Origin of the sequence: Nocardiopsis mwathae, from assembly GCF_014201195.1 — a bacterium.
Lineage (GTDB): Bacteria > Actinomycetota > Actinomycetes > Streptosporangiales > Streptosporangiaceae > Nocardiopsis_C > Nocardiopsis_C mwathae.
The window spans coordinates 4,916,168-4,933,122 of sequence record NZ_JACHDS010000001.1; the positions used below are offsets into that span (position 1 = coordinate 4,916,168).

Annotated in this window: 17 protein-coding genes and 1 tRNA gene; 6 read left to right on the top strand and 12 right to left on the bottom strand. The window is 71.8% G+C overall.

Annotation, left to right across the window (positions count from 1 at the left end; genetic code table 11):
* Window positions 1-258 precede the first annotated feature (258 nt).
* Window positions 259-708: an anthrone oxygenase family protein gene (locus HNR23_RS21695; RefSeq protein ID WP_184078228.1), complete on the bottom strand. Its 450-nt coding sequence runs from the start codon at window positions 706-708 to the stop codon at window positions 259-261.
* A 241-nt stretch (window positions 709-949) separates the two neighbouring features.
* Complete coding sequence (locus HNR23_RS27805) at window positions 950-3,832, bottom strand: nucleotide-binding protein (RefSeq protein WP_343070653.1); 2,883 nt, start codon at window positions 3,830-3,832, stop codon at window positions 950-952.
* Between the two features lie 239 nt (window positions 3,833-4,071).
* Between HNR23_RS27805 and HNR23_RS21705 the strand changes: the two genes are divergently transcribed.
* Window positions 4,072-5,055 (top strand): NAD(P)H-quinone oxidoreductase, encoded by a 984-nt coding sequence (locus HNR23_RS21705; protein ID WP_184078230.1) that lies wholly within the window; start codon window positions 4,072-4,074, stop codon window positions 5,053-5,055.
* A gap of 54 nt (window positions 5,056-5,109) precedes the next feature.
* Entirely contained in the window at window positions 5,110-5,676 is a 567-nt protein-coding gene (locus tag HNR23_RS21710; RefSeq protein WP_184078232.1) for a bacterial proteasome activator family protein, read from the top strand.
* Window positions 5,677-5,764: 88 nt separating this feature from the next.
* On the opposite strand, the gene serS is transcribed toward HNR23_RS21710, so the two are convergent.
* On the bottom strand, window positions 5,765-7,036 hold the full coding sequence (gene serS, locus HNR23_RS21715) for a serine--tRNA ligase (RefSeq protein ID WP_184078234.1): 1,272 nt from the start codon (window positions 7,034-7,036) through the stop codon (window positions 5,765-5,767).
* A gap of 269 nt (window positions 7,037-7,305) precedes the next feature.
* Between serS and HNR23_RS21720 the strand changes: the two genes are divergently transcribed.
* Window positions 7,306-7,488, top strand: a complete 183-nt coding sequence (locus HNR23_RS21720) for a hypothetical protein (RefSeq protein WP_184078236.1) — start codon at window positions 7,306-7,308, stop codon at window positions 7,486-7,488.
* A 572-nt stretch (window positions 7,489-8,060) separates the two neighbouring features.
* Here HNR23_RS21720 and pheA read toward each other — a convergent pair.
* The 7 genes from pheA to HNR23_RS21755 all read right to left on the bottom strand — a co-directional run bounded on the left by pheA (window position 8,061) and on the right by HNR23_RS21755 (window position 14,228).
* Window positions 8,061-9,008: a prephenate dehydratase gene (pheA, locus tag HNR23_RS21725; RefSeq protein ID WP_184078238.1), complete on the bottom strand. Its 948-nt coding sequence runs from the start codon at window positions 9,006-9,008 to the stop codon at window positions 8,061-8,063.
* Window positions 9,009-9,086: 78 nt separating this feature from the next.
* Entirely contained in the window at window positions 9,087-9,656 is a 570-nt protein-coding gene (locus tag HNR23_RS21730) for a DUF4446 family protein (protein WP_343070654.1), read from the bottom strand.
* A gap of 43 nt (window positions 9,657-9,699) precedes the next feature.
* Window positions 9,700-10,539 (bottom strand): glycosyltransferase family 2 protein, encoded by an 840-nt coding sequence (locus HNR23_RS21735; protein ID WP_184078240.1) that lies wholly within the window; start codon window positions 10,537-10,539, stop codon window positions 9,700-9,702.
* 82 nt (window positions 10,540-10,621) lie between these two features.
* Window positions 10,622-10,978, bottom strand: coding sequence for an anti-sigma factor antagonist (locus tag HNR23_RS21740; RefSeq protein WP_184078242.1), 357 nt, complete (start codon window positions 10,976-10,978; stop codon window positions 10,622-10,624).
* A gap of 103 nt (window positions 10,979-11,081) precedes the next feature.
* Complete coding sequence (locus HNR23_RS21745; RefSeq protein ID WP_184078244.1) at window positions 11,082-11,582, bottom strand: ATP-binding protein; 501 nt, start codon at window positions 11,580-11,582, stop codon at window positions 11,082-11,084.
* Between the two features lie 245 nt (window positions 11,583-11,827).
* Window positions 11,828-13,732, bottom strand: a complete 1,905-nt coding sequence (locus tag HNR23_RS21750) for a PAS domain S-box protein (protein WP_343070655.1) — start codon at window positions 13,730-13,732, stop codon at window positions 11,828-11,830.
* 163 nt (window positions 13,733-13,895) lie between these two features.
* Complete coding sequence (locus HNR23_RS21755; protein WP_184078246.1) at window positions 13,896-14,228, bottom strand: rhodanese-like domain-containing protein; 333 nt, start codon at window positions 14,226-14,228, stop codon at window positions 13,896-13,898.
* Window positions 14,229-14,317: 89 nt separating this feature from the next.
* On the opposite strand from HNR23_RS21755, the gene HNR23_RS21760 reads away from it, so the two are divergent.
* Window positions 14,318-14,791 carry an SSI family serine proteinase inhibitor gene (locus tag HNR23_RS21760; protein WP_394353799.1) on the top strand — a complete coding sequence of 158 codons (474 nt, stop codon included), beginning with the start codon at window positions 14,318-14,320 and terminating at the stop codon, window positions 14,789-14,791.
* A gap of 98 nt (window positions 14,792-14,889) precedes the next feature.
* Here the strand turns inward: HNR23_RS21760 and HNR23_RS21765 are convergent, their stop codons facing one another.
* Both HNR23_RS21765 and HNR23_RS21770 read right to left on the bottom strand, forming a co-directional pair.
* The gene (locus tag HNR23_RS21765) at window positions 14,890-15,456 is read right to left on the bottom strand and encodes a TenA family protein (protein ID WP_221308866.1); all 567 of its coding nucleotides are present in this window, start codon (window positions 15,454-15,456) and stop codon (window positions 14,890-14,892) included.
* Between the two features lie 179 nt (window positions 15,457-15,635).
* Window positions 15,636-15,718 (bottom strand) — tRNA-Leu (locus HNR23_RS21770).
* 249 nt (window positions 15,719-15,967) lie between these two features.
* On the opposite strand from HNR23_RS21770, the gene HNR23_RS21775 reads away from it, so the two are divergent.
* Both HNR23_RS21775 and HNR23_RS21780 read left to right on the top strand, forming a co-directional pair.
* On the top strand, window positions 15,968-16,729 hold the full coding sequence (locus HNR23_RS21775; RefSeq protein ID WP_449406842.1) for an FhaA domain-containing protein: 762 nt from the start codon (window positions 15,968-15,970) through the stop codon (window positions 16,727-16,729).
* 65 nt (window positions 16,730-16,794) lie between these two features.
* The gene (locus tag HNR23_RS21780; protein WP_184078251.1) at window positions 16,795-16,947 is read left to right on the top strand and encodes a hypothetical protein; all 153 of its coding nucleotides are present in this window, start codon (window positions 16,795-16,797) and stop codon (window positions 16,945-16,947) included.
* The last annotated feature ends 8 nt before the right edge of the window (window positions 16,948-16,955 follow it).

The window sequence follows — 16,955 nt, forward strand, 5'->3', positions numbered from 1 at the left end:
TCCGATACATCGGCCACCACAGCGCGCAGGAACGGGGAACCCGACCCCAGAGAATGACAGATAGATGCTCCGAAGCTCCTCAGGTTATCCGCACCGAAAGTCCCCCGTTTCACTCCACCCCCGCTTGTGCCGTCTACCGGCAATTCCAGAATAAGCAGAACACGCCGGATCGCGCCATAGCTCGCGCCATGGTTCTTCGAGGTCGAACCGGCGGCCCGGAGTTCTACGACGCGCGGTATCGCCCTTCCACTCGCGAAATCACGCCAGTACCGCTCCGACAGCGGCCAATGTGCATCCCGCGAATGCGAATACGGTCCGAACCAGATGCCAGTCGCGCAATCTGGTGCGCGGATCGTTCCAGTCCGGGCCGATGTCTTCCGGACGAAGCCGCTTGACCTGCCTGTTGAGCGGCACATTCCTGGTCCGCGAAACCACCATGACGCCGGCCATGCAGGCGGCTGCGAGCGCGAAGGACCAGCGGGCCGTACCGGCCGTGCTCACGGCGAGGGCGATACCGAGCACGGCCGATCCGAGCACGAGGAACGGCATGACCCGGTCGGAATAGCGTCCGAGAAGATCGTGGGTGTAGACATACCGGTCCGGCGGCATCGCGTTGAGGGCGGGGACGATGGTGATCGCGACTGCGAAGAAGCCCCCCATCACCACACCTGTGCCGAGGAGCGCGAGGACGCTGAGCAGCTGTGTCACGGTATCCGCCTCCCACCGTGCCGCGGCCGCCCTTTTCGAACACCCGCGGATTCGGATCGAGCGTGCGCGGCTCTCCTCGATTTTCGCTGGAGGATGCCTCGACCGGCCCGCGCCCCGGCCGGCGGCGCCGGGCTCCGGCGGAGGCCGGGCGGACGGGATCCTGGGCATACACGCCGGCGCCCGCTCCCCGGGCTTCGGGAGAGCGGGCGTGGGCGTGGGCGTTCCGGTCGTCCGTCGGCGCCTAGCGCGGCCAGGCGAAGGCCTCGCCGACGGTGGCGGCGAGTTGGAGGTAGGCGTCGCGGGTGGACGGGTGGAGGCGGTCGAGGTCGACCTCGGCGCCCTCTTCCAGGTGGGGGTCCCACGGGACGCGGACCACCGCGCGGCAGCGGCTGGCGAAGTGCTGCTCCAGCCGGTCCAGGTCGATGGTGCTCTTACCGTCGGTGCGCACCATGGACAGCACGACGACCGCGCCCCGGACCAGGTAGCCGTACTCGTGCGCCTCCAGCCAGTCGAGGGTGGCGCTGGCGCTGCGCGCGCCGTCGACCGACGCCGAGCTGACCAGCACCACCTGGTCGGCCAGGCCCAGCACCCCGCGCATGGCCGAGTGGAGCAGCCCGGTACCGCAGTCGGTGAGGCAGATCGAGTAGTAGTGCTCCAGGATCCGGGTGACCTGGCGGTAGTCCTCCTCGCTGAACGCCTCCGACACCGCCGGGTCGCGGTCGGAGGCCAGGATCTCCAGGCGGCTCGCCGCCTGCGAGGTGAAGCCGCGGATGTCGGCGTAGCGCCGGATCGTGTCCCGCTCGTTCAACAGGTCGCGGATGGTCGCCGCGGTCTGCAGCCGCACCTTGTCCGAGAGCGTGCCGCGGTCCGGGTTGGCGTCGACCGCCAGGACGCGGTCGCCGCGCAGCGAGGCCAGCATGGAGCCGAGCGCGACCGTCGTCGTGGTCTTGCCGACCCCGCCCTTGAGGCTGAGCACCGCCACCCGGTGGTGCCCGCCCGCGACGTGCGTGGTGGCACGGGCGGTGAGTTCGCGGCGCCGCACCTCGTTTGCGGACTCACCGGGGTTCACCAGGCCGAACGTCGCCGACTGCACGACCTTGCGCCACCCCTTGGCCTGGGGCTTGGGGCGGTTGCGCACCAGCGAGTCGGCGTCGAGCATGTCGGACGTCTCGCCGGCGCCCTGCTGCCCCTCGCCGTCTCCCACGATGTGGGCGCGGTACTGGAAGGGATGTGCGGCGTCCGGGTGGGGCATGGCGGAGGTCTGCGGACCGTGGGCTCCGGGAGCTCCAGGAGGTCCGGGAAATCCGGGAGGTCCCTGCTGCTGCGGCCCCCAGGGTGCGTTCGGCCCCATGGGCACCTGGCCGCCGGTCGCGTAGCCCTGGGGCGGCCCGGCCGAGGAGGGCCCCGGCTGCTGGGGTCCGGTGTGCGGGTGGCCTCCCGGCCCAGGCGGCGCGTGCGGGCCGGGGCGGCCCTGCCGGCCCGGGTACGGCGCCTGGGGCGGTGGCCCCTGCGGGTGCGGCCCCGGCGCTTGCGGACCGGTGTGCGGCTGCGCGGGGTACGGCTGCTGCGGACCCGTGTACCCGTGTCCCGGGGGCGGCCCCGGCTGCGGGGGGTGCGGGTGCTGCTGCGGGCCGGGATAGGGCGGGTAAGGCTGGGGCTGCTCCGGGCCGTGCGGGGCCTGCTGACTCGGGGCGGACTGACCGTTGGGGAGGTGCGGCGGCACCTGCGGTCCGCTCGGCGACCCCTGGGGAGCCGGGGCGTGGGCGTCCGCCTCGGTGGGCTCGGTGGGCTCGGTGGGGTCCGTGGGGTCCGTGGGCTCGACGGGCGACGCGGACTCCTGACCCACCTGGTCGGTCCGCTCCTCCGACGGCAGGGGTGCCCCCTGCGGGGCCTCCTCGGCGGGGACGGCGGCAGCGTCGAGTGCAGGGTCGACGGTGGGGTCGACGGTGGGGTCGGCCATGGGGTCGACGGACGGTCCCTCGGCCGTCGTCTCCGCGACCGACCGGTCCGGCGTCGGCTCCTCGTCGGCCGCGAGGTCGTGCGGTCCTCCCGCTGACGCGTACTCGGCGGGGGCCGACTCCAGCGGGGGCAGCGGCTCGGGCTCGGGCACGTCGTCGAACGGCGCGTAGCCGGCCGCCTCCGGCTGCTCGTCCGGGAACGCCGGGGGAGCGCCCGTGGGATCGGCGCCCCCGGCGGGGCCCGAGTGGGGCGTCGTCGGGGGGACCGGTGGCCCCCACGCGCCCGGGTCGGACTCGGGCTCCGGCGCGGGCTGCTGCCCTCCGGAGTGCCGGACCTCGGGGTGCCGGGGGTCGGGGAAGGCAGGGGCCTCGGGAGGCGCGGGCGCCTGCCACGCCTGCGGCGGCCCCGCCGGCGCCTGGGGCGCCGGGTACGGAGGTGCGGCGGCCTGCGACCAGTCCGGTGCGGGGTGGCCGTCCTGGGGCCACGCCTGCTGGGCGCCCGACGCGGGGCCATACGGTCCGGGCGGCGCGGGAGGTGCCGGCGGCGCGGCGTGCTCCGGCCATGCCGAGGGCGTGCGGGGCTCTCCCGGCCACGTCTGCGGCGTATCCGACGGAGGCTGGGGTGCGGGGCCGCCGGGCCAGGGGCGGTCGCCCTCCGGCTGCGGTCGCGGCCCGTGCACGGGAGGGGCCGGCTGCGCGGGCGCGGCCGGAGCGGCGGGGTCGCCCGCGTGCGGCGCCGGGTCCCAGGGCGGCACGTACCCGGACTCCGGTGTCGCGTAAGCAGGCGGTTGAGCCGTCTCCGGCCCGACCGCCTGCTGTGGCTGCTGTGGCTGGTAGTGCTCTCCGACCCCGCCGTCCGAGGGCCCCGGGCCGCCAGGCCGGTCCTGGCCCGGTGGTGCGTGCGGGCCGTTCATAAGTGGGGACGCAGCGTCATGCCCGCCCACCGCGTAGGGCGGCGGAGGCGGCATGTCCCCGATCGCGTAGGGGGGCGGGGGAGGGAACCCGCCGTCGCCGAACCAGTCGTCGGCCGGAGACGCGGGCCCCGGACCACCCGGCTGCTCACCCTGTTCCGCGTAGGCGTTCTCCAGCGCGGTGTCGCGGTCACGTTCCCCGTCTCGCGGACGCGCACCCGCGAACTTCGAACCGTCGTGTTCTCTGTGTGCCACCGCGGTTCTCCTCAAGACGCTCTCTGTGGGGGCGTGAACGTTCGCAGCCGGGTGCCCCTTTCCTTCGGGTCGGATCGTGGGGACCGATCCCCCAGCCTCGCGATTTTCTTCAGCTCAGTCAACAAACATAAAACCATCCGAAGGCGACGCGGACACCGCGTACCGACCGACTTCGGACCTGCGTCACACGGCCCTCCGGCATACGCCGACCCCATGCGCATCCTGGGTAGCGTGCAGTCATGCATGCCATCGTGATCAGCGAGCCGGGTGACGCCGACGTCCTCGTGTGGAGCGAGGTGCCCGACCCGGTTCCCGACCTCGGCGAGGTCCTCGTCGACGTCCGCGCGACCGCCGTCAACCGTGCCGATGTCGCCCAGCGCCAGGGCACCTACCCGCCGCCGCCCGGCGCCTCGGAGTACCCCGGGCTGGAGTGCTCGGGCACCATCGCGGAGCTCGGCCCCGGAACAGAGGGCTCGGGCTGGTCGGTCGGAGACGAGGTGTGCGCGCTGCTGACCGGGGGAGGCTACGCCGAGCGCGTCGCCGTGCCCGTCGGCCAGCTGCTGCCCGTTCCCCGCGGGGTCTCGCTCGTCGAAGCGGCAGCGCTACCCGAGGTGGCCTGCACGGTGTGGTCGAACCTGTGCATGGTCGCCGACCTGCGCCCCGGAGAGACACTGCTGGTGCACGGCGGGGGCAGCGGCATCGGCACGTTCGCCGTGCAGTTCGCCTGTGCCCTGGGCGCCCGCGTCATCGTGACGGCGGGCAGTGAGGCCAAGCTCGAACGCTGCCGGGAACTGGGCGCGGCCGTAGCGATCAACTACCGTGAAGAGGACTTCGCCGCACGCGTCAAGGACGCGACGGGCGGCGCGGGCGCCGACGTCATTCTGGACATCATGGGTGGCTCCTATCTGGAGTCCAATGTCCGGTCCCTGGCCGTGGGCGGCCGCCTGGTCATCATTGGGCTGATGGGCGGACGCAAGGCCGAGCTCGACATCGGCCGGATGCTGGTGAAGCGGCTGTCCGTGCAGGCCACGACGTTGCGATCGCGCCCCGCTGAGGAGAAGGCGCGGATCGTCGCCGGGGTCGCGGGGCAGGTGTGGCCACTTCTGGCCGCCGGATCGGTCCGCCCGGTGGTGGATCACACGCTTCCGCTGCACCAGGCCGCCGCAGCACACCGCATCATGGAATCGAGCGCACATGTCGGCAAGCTCGTGCTGACAGTCTGATGACCGACGGCCTGACAGCGCCGGGATATCGAAAAGCCGCAAGGTGAGGGTTGAATGAACGACGCAGCCAACAACCAGCAGCAGGTCCTGATCGTCGGCCCCGGCGGCGCCTCCCTGGGGCCCGCTTCCGACACCGGTGACCCGGAGCAGGGGAAGGCGGGCGCGACCGAGGAGCGCTCGCTGAGCGAGATGGTGGAGCAGCCCGCGAAGGTGATGCGGATCGGCAGCATGATCCGCCAGCTCCTGGACGAGGTGAAGGCGGCCCCGCTGGACGAGGCCAGCCGCGTGCGGCTCCGCGAGATCCACACCAATTCGATAAAGGAACTTGAGGACGGCCTGGCTCCGGAGCTGATCGAGGAGCTGGAGCGCCTCACCCTCCCGTTCACGGACGAGGGCACCCCGACCGAAGCCGAGCTGCGGATCGCCCAGGCCCAGCTGGTGGGCTGGTTGGAAGGGCTCTTCCACGGAATCCAGACGACCCTGTTCGCCCAGCAGATGGCGGCCCGCGCCCAGCTGGAGAACATGCGCAAGGCCCTGCCCGCGGGCGGTTCCGTGCACGCGCAGGAGCAGGGTGCCGACCACATGGGTCCGGGTGGCGCGGGGTCGGGCCCCTACCTGTAGGGGCAGGGGAACCCCAGCCGTACACCGAGGGCCGGGAGCGTCGACGACGCTCCCGGCCCTCGCTCGCGTGATGGCTCGCCCCCCGGGGCTACTTCTTCGTGTTCACCGGTTCCAGCACGTCACGCCCGACGAAGGGGCGCAGCGCCTCCGGGACCACCACGGAGCCGTCCGCCCGCTGGTGGTTCTCCAGGATCGCCACGATCCACCGGGTGGTGGCGAGCGTGCCGTTGAGCGTGGCGGCGAACCGCGGCTTGCCGTCGGCGTCCCGGTAGCGGATGTTCAGCCGCCGGGACTGGTAGTCGGTGCAGTTGGAGGTGGAGGTCAGCTCGCGGTAGCGGCCCTGGGTGGGCACCCAGGCCTCGCAGTCGAACTTGCGGGCCGCGCTCGACCCGAGGTCGCCCCCGGCGATGTCCACGACGCGGTAGGGCAGCTCCAGCTTGTCGAGCATCTCCCGCTCCCAGGCCAGCAGCCGCCGGTGCTCCTCGTGCGCCCGGTCGGGGTGGGCGTAGACGAACATTTCGACCTTGTTGAACTGGTGCACCCGGATGATGCCGCGGGTGTCCTTGCCGTACGAGCCGGCCTCGCGGCGGAAGCAGGAGGACCAGCCGATGTAGCGGTTCGGCAGCGCGTCGGCGGCCAGGATCTCCCCGGCGTGGTACCCGGCGAGCGGGACCTCGGAGGTCCCCACGAGGTAGAGGTCGTCGGCCGGAAGCCGGTAGACCTCGTCGGCGTGCGCACCGAGGAACCCGGTGCCCTCCATGGTCTCGGGCTTCACCAGCACCGGCGGGACCATCGGGGTGAACCCGGCCGCCACCGCCTGCCGCATGGCCATGTTGAGAAGTCCGAGTTCCAGCATGGCGCCGACACCGGTGAGGAAATAGAAGCGCGCGCCGGACACCTTGGCGCCGCGCTCGGTGTCGATGGCGCCCAGCATCTCGCCCAGTTCGAGGTGGTCGCGCGGGGCGAAGTCGAACTCGGGCGGGGTGCCGACCTCCTCCAGCACGGTGAAGTCGTCGACGCCGCCCTCGGGCGCGCCCTGCTCGACGATGTTGGGCACGTCCTTAAGGGTCGCGTCGAGTTCGTCGCCGAGCCGCCCCGCCTCGGCCTCGGCCTCCTTGACCTCGGTGGCGAGCGTCTTGGCGCGGGACAGCAGTACGTCGCGCTCCTCCGCGGACGCCTTGGACACCGACTTGCCGACGCTCTTCTGCTCGGCGCGCAGGGTTTCGAAGCGCGTGAGCGCGGCGCGGCGGCGCGAGTCCAGGTCGAGCAGCCGGTCGACGACGGCGTCGTCTTCCCCGCGGGCCCGCTGCGATGCGCGAAGGCGGTCAGGGTCGTCTCGGAGTGCGCGAAGGTCGATCACGTTCAGCAGGTTACCGGGGATGGGCCGCCGAACCACATCGATCACCCCCGCGAAACCGTCACCACCCTCCCCTAGCGTTCGATGGTGGGCGGGACGCACCGGCGATCGGGATCACAGGGAGAAAATCCGCCGAAGCAGCGTCATGACCCGCGGGAACGCGCGTTAGTAGGAGTGGCGGACGCGACTCGTGAAAGAGCCGGGTCCTGATCCGCCGCCGGTCGCCCGCGAGGCTGCGGCCGGATCGCCCGCGCGGACGAAGGAGGAGCAGGATGACGCGATCGTGGCCGATGAAGCCGCTCGCCGAGATGACGGCCGCTGAACTCGTGGCGGCGCTGCGGCGGCTGGCCCACGTGTCACCGGACGACATCGCACTGGAGAAAGCGCTGCGCGGCCGTCTCGCCCTCGTCCTGGGCGAGGAGCCGGCGGCCCGGCCCGAATGGAGCATGGCATGAGCGTTGGGAAGCAGGAAGAGCGTCACGTCACCCCGCACCTGGGCTGCCGCCTGTGCGCGCGCAGCGGGCGCACCCGTTCGACTCGGTCGACACGGTGGAACGAGACGGACCGGGGCCATGGCCCGCGCGCCGGCCGCACCTCGGCGAAGGGCACGCCCCCGAGGCCGTGAAGACGCGCTCTTCCCGTTGGTCTCGGAGATATCGGGGTGAAAATCGCTCGTGAGACCCCAACATCTCCGAGATCAACGGAGGCAGAAACGGGAAAGCGCCGTGCGCGGGTCAGGGGCGCCCGAATCGGGAGATCGAGTCGATCCGGGACTACTCCCCGCGGTGATCGTGGGAAACAGTCGGGCGAACCGGACGCCGTGAGATGTGCGCCCATGGTCAGCCCGGGGAGAGCCCGAGGCTCCCGGATCGCGGAAATCGCTGCACGCGAAGCGGAAACCCGTGGTTCCGGGCCGCCACGAGTACCGGTCTCGCACCCGCAGCCGCCTGCCTACCTGCCCTGAAAGGCAACCTGACTGCGCTCTCGCGCCCCCTTCCCCGTTGATCTCGGAGAGGGAGGACGGGGGTCAGGCCACACCGCCGCTGCGGATGCGTTCGAGCCAGAGTTCGGCGTCGTGGTAGTCGGCGTTGCTGGTGGCCCGGGGCCGGGTCGGCCGGGCGGGGCCGGTGGACTCGTCCGCGCACGGGTAGCTGCCGAGGAAGCGGACGTCGCGGCAGATGCGGCGCAGGCCCATCAGGGCCTCGCCGAGGGCGGCGTCGGCGACGTGGCCCTGTGCGTCGATGCAGAAGCAGTACCGCCCCAGGCCGTCGCCGGTCGGCCGGGACTCCAGCCTGGTCAGGTTCACTCCGCGCAGCGCGAACTGGTTGAGGAGTTCGACCAGGGCACCGGGGTGGTCGTCGGCGATGAACGCGACGAGGGAGGTGCGGTCGGCGCCCGTGGGGGCGGGGAGTGCGCCGGGGCGGCTGAGCCGGATGAACCGGGTGGCCGCTTCGGACCGGTCGCCGATGTCGTCGGCGAGCGGGCGAAGCCCGTAGCGTTCGGCCGCGATGGGCGCGCAGACGGCGGCGTCGTAGGGCGCGCCGGGTTCCGCCACGGCCTGGGCGGCCGCTGCGGTGGAGGAGACGGTGAACGTCTCGGCCTCGGGCAGGTGGGCCGAGATCCAGCCGCGGACCTGGGCGAGCGCGTGCGGGTGGGTCGCGATCCGCTTGACGTCGGCCAGCGCGGCGCCGTCCCGCGCCGCGAGGGTGAACCGAACGGGGACGGCCGCCTCGGCCGAGATCAGCAGCGGGACGCCGTTGATGAGCTCGGCGATGGTGGTGGTGACACCGCCCTCGACGGAGTTCTCCAGCGGCACCACCCCGCCGTCGACCTCGCCCTTGCGGACCATGGCGAAGACCGCGTCGACCCCGGAGCAGGGCACGGACGCGTCCTCGGTGAGGCCGGGGTGCAGCTGCCGGAGCGCGGCTTCGGTGAACGTGCCCGCCGGTCCCAGGTAGGCGTAACGGTTCGGCATATGCGTCAGGCTATACCCGTCACCGTGCGTGACGTGAGGTAACGGTGATGTGTGCGGCCGCTTCGGTGGCGGCCCCCGTCACGTGGCGGACTCGGGGACCTCCCGCAGCCGGACCGCGGGGCCGGGGTCGGTGACCACATCGCGGGGGTTGCGCGCGTCCTCGCGGCGCTCCGCGTCCTCCTCCGCGGCGGCGCGCCGCGCCGGTTCCAGCGGTGGGATCCGGGAGACGGTCTGGGCGTCGCCCACGGGCACCTGCCCGAGGCCCTGTCCCAGGCGGGCGGCGCGGATGGCGCGGTACTCCTCCGGAGACAGCGTCTCGGCCGCGCGGCCGGCCTGGATGGCCTTGGCGTAGGTACGGGACTCGGTGCGCCCGTTGATCGAGGAGACGACGATGCCGTCGCCCGCGGCGTTGAGCAGCGCCAGCGAGAAGGACCGCGCACCGGACATCTCCTCCAGCGCGTCGTAGCGCACCACCGCGACGTCGCGGATGGCGCGGGTGTCGACCTCCCCGCTCTCGGGGATGTGCCGCGGGACCAGGGCCTCGCGATCACCGATGGCGGTGCGGGACTGCATGAGCGCGTACCCGCCGACGATGAGCCCGCCCATACCGGTCAGCGTGCCGAAGACGGCCAGGGTGATAGTGAACACAATGCGAGCGTAACCGCTCGGCCACGATCGACGCAGGATGCTGCTAGCGTTTCCCGCCCTTGTGGCGCGGGATTTTTCGCGCCACGGACGCCGTGGTCGCACGGACGTTCTCCCGGGCGCGCCGCAGGCGGCGGACCATCGCCGGACGTAGCTCGCGTGCGGCCAGTGCGCGCGCCACGTCGGCGAACTGCCGTGCGCGGTGCAGCTGGGCGTGGAGGTCGGTCCCGGTGGCCCGGTGTTCCAGGGGCACCTCGACCTCGACGACCCGGAATCCCAGGTGCAGCACGTCGATGGTCAGCCCGGTCTCCACGCCGAACCCGGGGGCCAGCGGAAGCGCGGTCTCGAAGGCCGCGCGCGTGACGCATCGCTGCCCGTTGAGGGGCTGCTCGGGCTCCCACCCGGTGGCTCGGCGGATACCGTCGCGGGCAAGGCGCACCACGAACCCGTGCCCGCCCAACCGCATCCGGGTGGCGGGGAAGAGGGCGATCGTCATGTCGGCCTCGCCGGAGACGACCGGCTTGATCAGCGGCGCCGCCCCGGAGGCGGTGGACCCCAGGTCGGCGTCGAGGAAGAGCAGGTGGCGTGGGGGGGCGACGATACCCTCGGCGGCCTCGTGCTCCTCGATGAGCCGAACCCCCTCGGCGCCGGTCTCCATGGCCGCGCCCTTGCCCCGGTTGCGGCTGTGCCGCAGCACCCGGGCCCCGGCCTCGGCCGCGGACTCGGCGGTGGTGTCCCGCGAACCGTCGTCGACCACGACGACGAGGTCGACCCCGGGAAGCTCGCGCACGGCGCGCACGGTCCGGGCGATCCGGACCTCCTCGTCCTTGGCCGCGATGACGACCGCGACACCCGCCGGGCCGCCGCTCGCCGAACCGTCGCTCATGGTGTGTCTCCCGCTCGCCCGCGGGGCGTGTGGCTCCTCGCCCACGCCCGTGTCCCGCCCGGAGGTCCCGGGCGGTCGAGGACTACTTGGCCGCGTTGGTGCCGGCGGTGATCGGAAGGGAGTCGGTCGAGTCCTTGAGGGTGAAGACGGCGTTCAGGCCGGTGACCTCAAGGATCTTCATGACCGCCGGCTTGGGCGCGACGAGTTCGAGGTCGCCCTCCTTCTCGCGTGCGCGCTTCATCGCCGACAGCAGGACGTTCATCCCGGTGGAATCGCAGAACTCCACCCGCGACATGTCGATGATGAGGCGGCGTGCCCCGTCGTCGAGCGCGTCGACCAGCTCGCTGTGCAGCTGCGGTGCCGTGTAAAGATCAATCTCGCCGGACACGGCGACAACCGCGTAATCGGCGCGAGACTGACTTGAGATCTTCAACTCCACAGTCGTGACTGTAGCGGCCGCAGAGGTCGCTGGCCACCTCGTTGGCGGCGTTTCACGGTTTGGGTCACGATCCGACGGTTAGAACCCCCCGATCCGGGGAATGTCATGCCCTCGCGGTCTGCGGCTCGCCGACCCCCTGCGGCACGGCCGCACTCCCGGCCCCCTCCGCCCGCGCGCACGGCTCCAGCGCGTCCACGGCGACCTCCAGCACCGCCCACACCGTGGTCACCCCGCCGTCGACCTCGGTCCCCCACTTGGCGGCGATGTGCTGCACGATCTCCAGGCCCCGACCGCCCAGCGCCGACCTCGACGGCCGCGCGACGCGCGGCAGGGTGGCCGCCCCGCCGTCGGTCACCGCGATCTCCAGCCAGCCGTCGCCGCTGTCGGCACCCACACCCCATGACGCCTCGACGCAATCAGGGGGGAACGGCTCGGGCAGCGGGGCGGCGTGCCGCAGGGCGTTGCTGAGTAACTCGCTCAGGACGAGCGCGGCGTCGTTCACCCGCGCCGAGTCGAACCCCGCGTCGTGCAGGTCGGAACACAGGCGTCGGCGCGCGGTGCTCACGCTCGACGGCGCGTGTGGCAGCAGTACGGCCCTCGACACGTCCCTCTCTCCTGTTCCCCGGCGCCCTTGTGTGCGCTCGGTTCGCCTCAGCACCGACCGGAACGTGACCAGGCCTTTGCCGATGACCGACTCCGGGCGCGCTCGGTATTCCGTTGGCCGGTTTTCGGCAAAGTCGCGACAGTGAACCTCGCCAGGGCCGAAATGCCCCGTTAGGTCCCAGTGGAAACACCCGCGTGCCGCAGAAGTCCCTCGCCGGGAGGATCAGGCCCCGCGGAAGCGCCGACTCATCGCGCCGGATCCGCCGTCTCCGCAGGCAGGTCGGCAATCGGGCCGTCAGCCGACTGTAATGTAAATCTCATTCTCGTGCCACGCTCCCGTGCGTGGGCGGTGACGTCGCCGCCCTGGGCACGGGCCAGGCGGCGCACGATGTAGAGCCCCAGTCCGATACCGCCGAACCTGCGGCGGTCCCCGGCCTCGCCCTGGGCGAACCGGCCGAAGACGCGCTCCTCGTCCCCGGGGGCGATCCCGATCCCCTCATCCTCGACGGTGACGACGAGCCGCCCGTCCTCCGCCTGTGCGCGCAGGCTCACCCGGCCGCCGTCGGGCGAGTACTTGAACGCGTTCTCCAGCAGATGGTCGACGATCACCTCGGTGGCCATGGGGTCCCCGGACACCGCGGGGAGGTCGTCGGGCAGCTCCAGGAGGAGGGTGTGGCGGTCGGAGTAGCCCGCGAACGCCTCGGCGTTGGCCCGCAGCAGCCGCGCCGGGTCGAACGGGGCACGATGCACCCGCAGGTCGCCGTTGCCCGCGTGCGAACCCAGCAGCAGGTTCTCCACCAGCTCGGCCAGGGTCCGGGCGCGCTCGGCGATGGTGTCGACGGCGTTGCGCCGCGCCCCCTCGTCCAGCCTCCCCCACCGCTGGACCAGCGTCCCGGCGAGCCCCTGGATGACGGTGATCGGGGTGCGCAGCTCGTGCCCGGCCGTCGCCAGGAACAGGTCCTTCTGCTCCTCCAGCTCCTTGGCTTCGGTGATGTCGCGGAAGTCCACCACCCGCTCGGCGGTGGCGGGGATGTCGGTCACCAGGATCTCCAGCCAGCGCCCGTTGTCGAGCCTGTGCTTGATCTGACCGTCCACGGACACCGGGAGCGGGAACGGGGGCAGCCTCCCGATGACGTCGGTCGCCGCGTACCCGGTCAGCTCGGCCGCCGACCGGTTCCACTTGCGCACCCGTCCGTCGCGGTCCAGCACGGCGATGCCGTCGGCGCTGGAGTCGACGACGGCGTGCTCGTAGGCGCGCTGCCGCACCATCTCCTGGTAGGCCATGGCGTTGGCGAGCGCGCTGCCGGCGTGGGCGGCCAGCAGTTCCAGCAGCTCCAGTTCGAGGTGGCCGACCTTGCGGCGGCTGTAGAGCGCGTACAGCGCCCCGTACGGGCGCCCCTGCACGTTGGACACGCCCAGGGCGATGGTGTGCAGACCCTCCAGGTCGGCCCAGATGAGGTCGTCCAGGCTGCGGGTCTCGTTGGTGGCCAGCAGCACGGTCTTCCCACTGCGCAGCAGCTCACCGAAGAGGCTGGACTCCAGGGGCGCGGTGTACCCGCGCAGGTGGTCGGAGAGCTGGGTGAGGCTGACCAGGTGCAGCCGGTCGTCCTCGATGAGGACGAAGCCCCCGGCGTCGGCTCCGGTCAGCTCGGTGAGGCTGTGCGCGATGCGGTCGAGCACCGCGCTCAGGTCGAGTTCGGCGTTGATGTCGGCGACGACGTCGGTGAGGCGGCGCACCAGGCGCGCCCGCTCGGTCATGTGCGCCTGGACGGCGTCGTCGGCGGCGGCCGACGTGCTCTGGTAGGGGTGCAGGACGGTGACCCAGCCGGTGGCCTCGCCGGCGTCGTCGAACAGGCAGCTGGTGTCGATCCGGACGTCGATGACGGTGCCGTCGCGGCGCTGCCGCCTGGTCACGATCGACAGCGGGCCGCCGGTGCGCACCCGCTCCAGCACCGCGTGCTGCTCGGCGAGCAGTTCGTCGGGGATGATCGGTGGCGCGCTCCCGGCGATCTCCTCGGCCGACCACCCGAACATCCGCTCGGCTGCCGGATTCCACAGCACGACACGGAACTCGGTGTCCACGGCGACGATCGCGTCGGCCGAGAACGCCAGCACCGCGTCGGCGCTGAGGGGAGCTCGATCGTGGGCCACGCCGTCATAGTGCCACCGACCACCGACCCCGCGGCTGCCGTTTTCCCAAAGCGAGACGGGATAGAAAGACGGGACCGGAGCGGCGGAACGACCGGAATCGGGTAGTTCGCGAGACCGAAAACCGGCCCGATCGCGCCCTGCCTCTTCGGCCCCGTCCCCGGCCTCAGACGACCTGCGGCTGCCCGCCGCCCTCGCTGACCATGGCGCGGCGCGACAACGCCCACGCCTGCATCCCTCCGGCGACGTTGGCCGCCTGCCAGCCCGCCTCGTTGAGGGCCCGCACCGCCTGCGCGGAGCGGCCGCCGACCCGGCACACGACATAGACCTGGCGGTCCCGGGGCACTTCGTCCGCCCGCTGGGCGAGCTCACCGAGCGGGATGTGCACGGCCTGCGGCGCGTGCCCCGCGTTCCACTCATCGGGTTCCCGGACGTCGAGCACGTAGCCGTCGTCCGGGACCGAACCGACTTCGACGACCGGCACGTTGGATTCGAACACGCTGAAAACCCCTCTTCGCTCCATTCGACCGCGGGGAGTGTGATCCAGGGAACCCCGCCGCGACCCCCCGCGTCGAACAGAGTATGCGCATGCACACACGCACCGTGCTGGCACGTCTCGCGCCGCTCGCGGCCATCGGCGTCCTGGTCGCGGGCTGCGGCGGCGATGCCACCCCGGTCACGCCCGCACCGGACACCGCGACCGAGAACGGCGCCGAGGGCGCCGGCACCGAACTGACGATCGAGATCACCTACGAGGAGGGGTCGGAGCTGACCCCCGAGGACGCCGCACCCCGCGAGTGGACGCTCACGTGTTCACCCGCGGGCGGCGACCATCCCGACCCGGAACAGGCCTGCGCCGACCTGGAGAAGGCCGGTGGCCCGGAGGCCTTCGCGGAGGTCCCGGACGACCAGGTGTGCACGCACATCTACGGCGGTCCGGAAATCGCCGCGGTGAGCGGGCACGTCGACGGGACCGAAATCGACACCGTGTTCAACAGGTCCGGCGGGTGCGAGATCGCCCGCTACGACGACATGGGCGCCGTCCTGGAACCCGGCACCTGACGTCCCCGCCCCTCCGTCGATCTCGGAGACACCGGGATGAGAACGGCCCGCGAGGCCCCGAGGGCGACGAGGTCGACGGAGGGCACGGGCGAGCAGGATCAGGGGACGTCCCAGAAGGCGAGCTCGTGGCGCATGCCCTCGGTGAAGAGCCGCCGCGCGCGCCGCGGCTCCGGCTCGGCTTCGTCGAGCATCTCCGCACACCTGCGGGTGAGCTCGGCGAAGCCGGGGTCGGCGTAGGTGTCGATCCAGCGCCGGTACCGGGCGTCGGCGGGCTCGGCGTCGGCCAGCAGCGCGCCCAGTGTCGAGTACCCCCACATGCACGGGTACAGCGCCGCCAGCCCGTCGGTGTAGTCGGCCGCCGCGTCCAGCAGCCAGGAGGTGTAGGCGGCGCAGGCCGGCCCCTTGACCGCCCCCTGGAGGTCGGCCCCGAACTCCAGGGCGAGCGAGCGGTGCAGGTCGAGCTCATCGTGCAGGGTGGAGTGCGCCAGATCGACCAGGTCGCCGACGCGCGGCTGGGGCGCCTGCCAGGCCAGCCGGGCGAACACCCGCACGTAGTCGAGCAGGTAGAGATAGTCCTGTTCCAGCCAGGACGCGAACACCCGCTCGTCGAGGTCGCCGCGGGCGATACCGGCGACGGTCGGATGGCGCAGCTGCTCGGCCACCATCGGGCGGCCGATCTCGTGGAGTTCCTCGCTCACCGGCACACGCACAGTGTGGCACGGCGGGCTTCGCCGCGTGGAGGCGGAGCGGCCGAAGGAGAGCACAGCGGCGGCACAGGGGAGAGAACGCGAAAAGACCCCGATCGGGGAGAACCAACTCCACCGAACCGGGGTCTTCCTCAGTGTGGGCGAGGAGGGATTTGAACCCTCACATCCTTTCGGACACACGGACCTGAACCGTGCGCGTCTACCGTTCCGCCACCCGCCCGAGTGACATATATATAGAGTGTTCGCATCAGGTCCGACCCCCGGTGTTCCGGGCTGTCCGCCTGGCGACAGAGATAAGGCTAGCACGGTCGTGGCACCGGTCGTGCACACATATCCGATGCCTCCCGGCCCCTGCCCCTTCGCGGCCCCCACCGCGAGAGGTGGTGAGAGGTGTGCGTGAAACCAAGGGAACGATTACCCGGTTACGATCGACCAGTAAAAGACCGGAGTAGAGCAAGGGAGGTACCTCGTGGGAGTGCTCCAACGCTTCGAGCGCAGGCTTGGCGGCATGATCGAAGGCACCTTCGCGCGAGCCTTCAAGTCCAAGCTCGAACCAGTGGAGATCGCCAGCGCCGTCCAGCGCGAGATGGACGAGCGGGCGGCCATCGTGGCCCAAGGCCGGACCCTGGTTCCCAACGACTTCGTCGTCGAGCTGTCGGGCGAGGACAAGGAGCACATGGAGGCCCTCGCCGACACCATCGGCCAGGAGCTGGCCAAGCTCGCCCGCGACTATGCCACGGAGCAGGGGTACTCCTTCGTCGGCCCGGTACGCGTGCACTTCAAGTCCGACGAGACCCTGCAGATGGGCCGGTTCCGAATCCGTTCCGGTGTCATCCGCGGGTCCACGGTCGAGAGCGGCGAGATCCGCCAGCCGGTGAGCGACCACCCCCGCGGCGGGCAGCAGGTGCAGGGCCAACCGCGGCTGCTGATCTCCCCCGGCAGCGGCGCGCTGGAGGACAGCCCGGCCGGCCAGGGCATGCAGCAGTCGTTCGAGCTCAACACCCAGGTGACCCTGCTGGGCCGGGGCACCGACTGCGACCTGAGGCTGGTGGACAACGGTGTCTCCCGGCACCACGCGGAGATCCGTGTCGAGGACGACGACGCCGTCCTCGTGGACCTCGGCTCGACCAACGGCACGTTCGTCAACGGGCAGCAGGTCAAGCGGGCCCGGTTGGTGGACGGCACGCGCATCAGCCTCGGCCGGACGACCATGACCTTCCGCCGGGACTGATTTCCCCCACGAACCCGGGGATGCGGGCGAAACCAACAGCGCCCCCCAGGCGTCTGATGGGGCGTATGAAGGACGCGACGGACACCGACGTGATCGTGATCGCCGGCCGCGGGACGCAGACCCGTTCGACCGGGCACAATGGCGGCAGCCCGTGGGACCGCCGTGCCGTGCCGCACGATCCCGCGGTTTCGACGCCGAGTAGACGCGGTGGCGACTGAAGACGGCC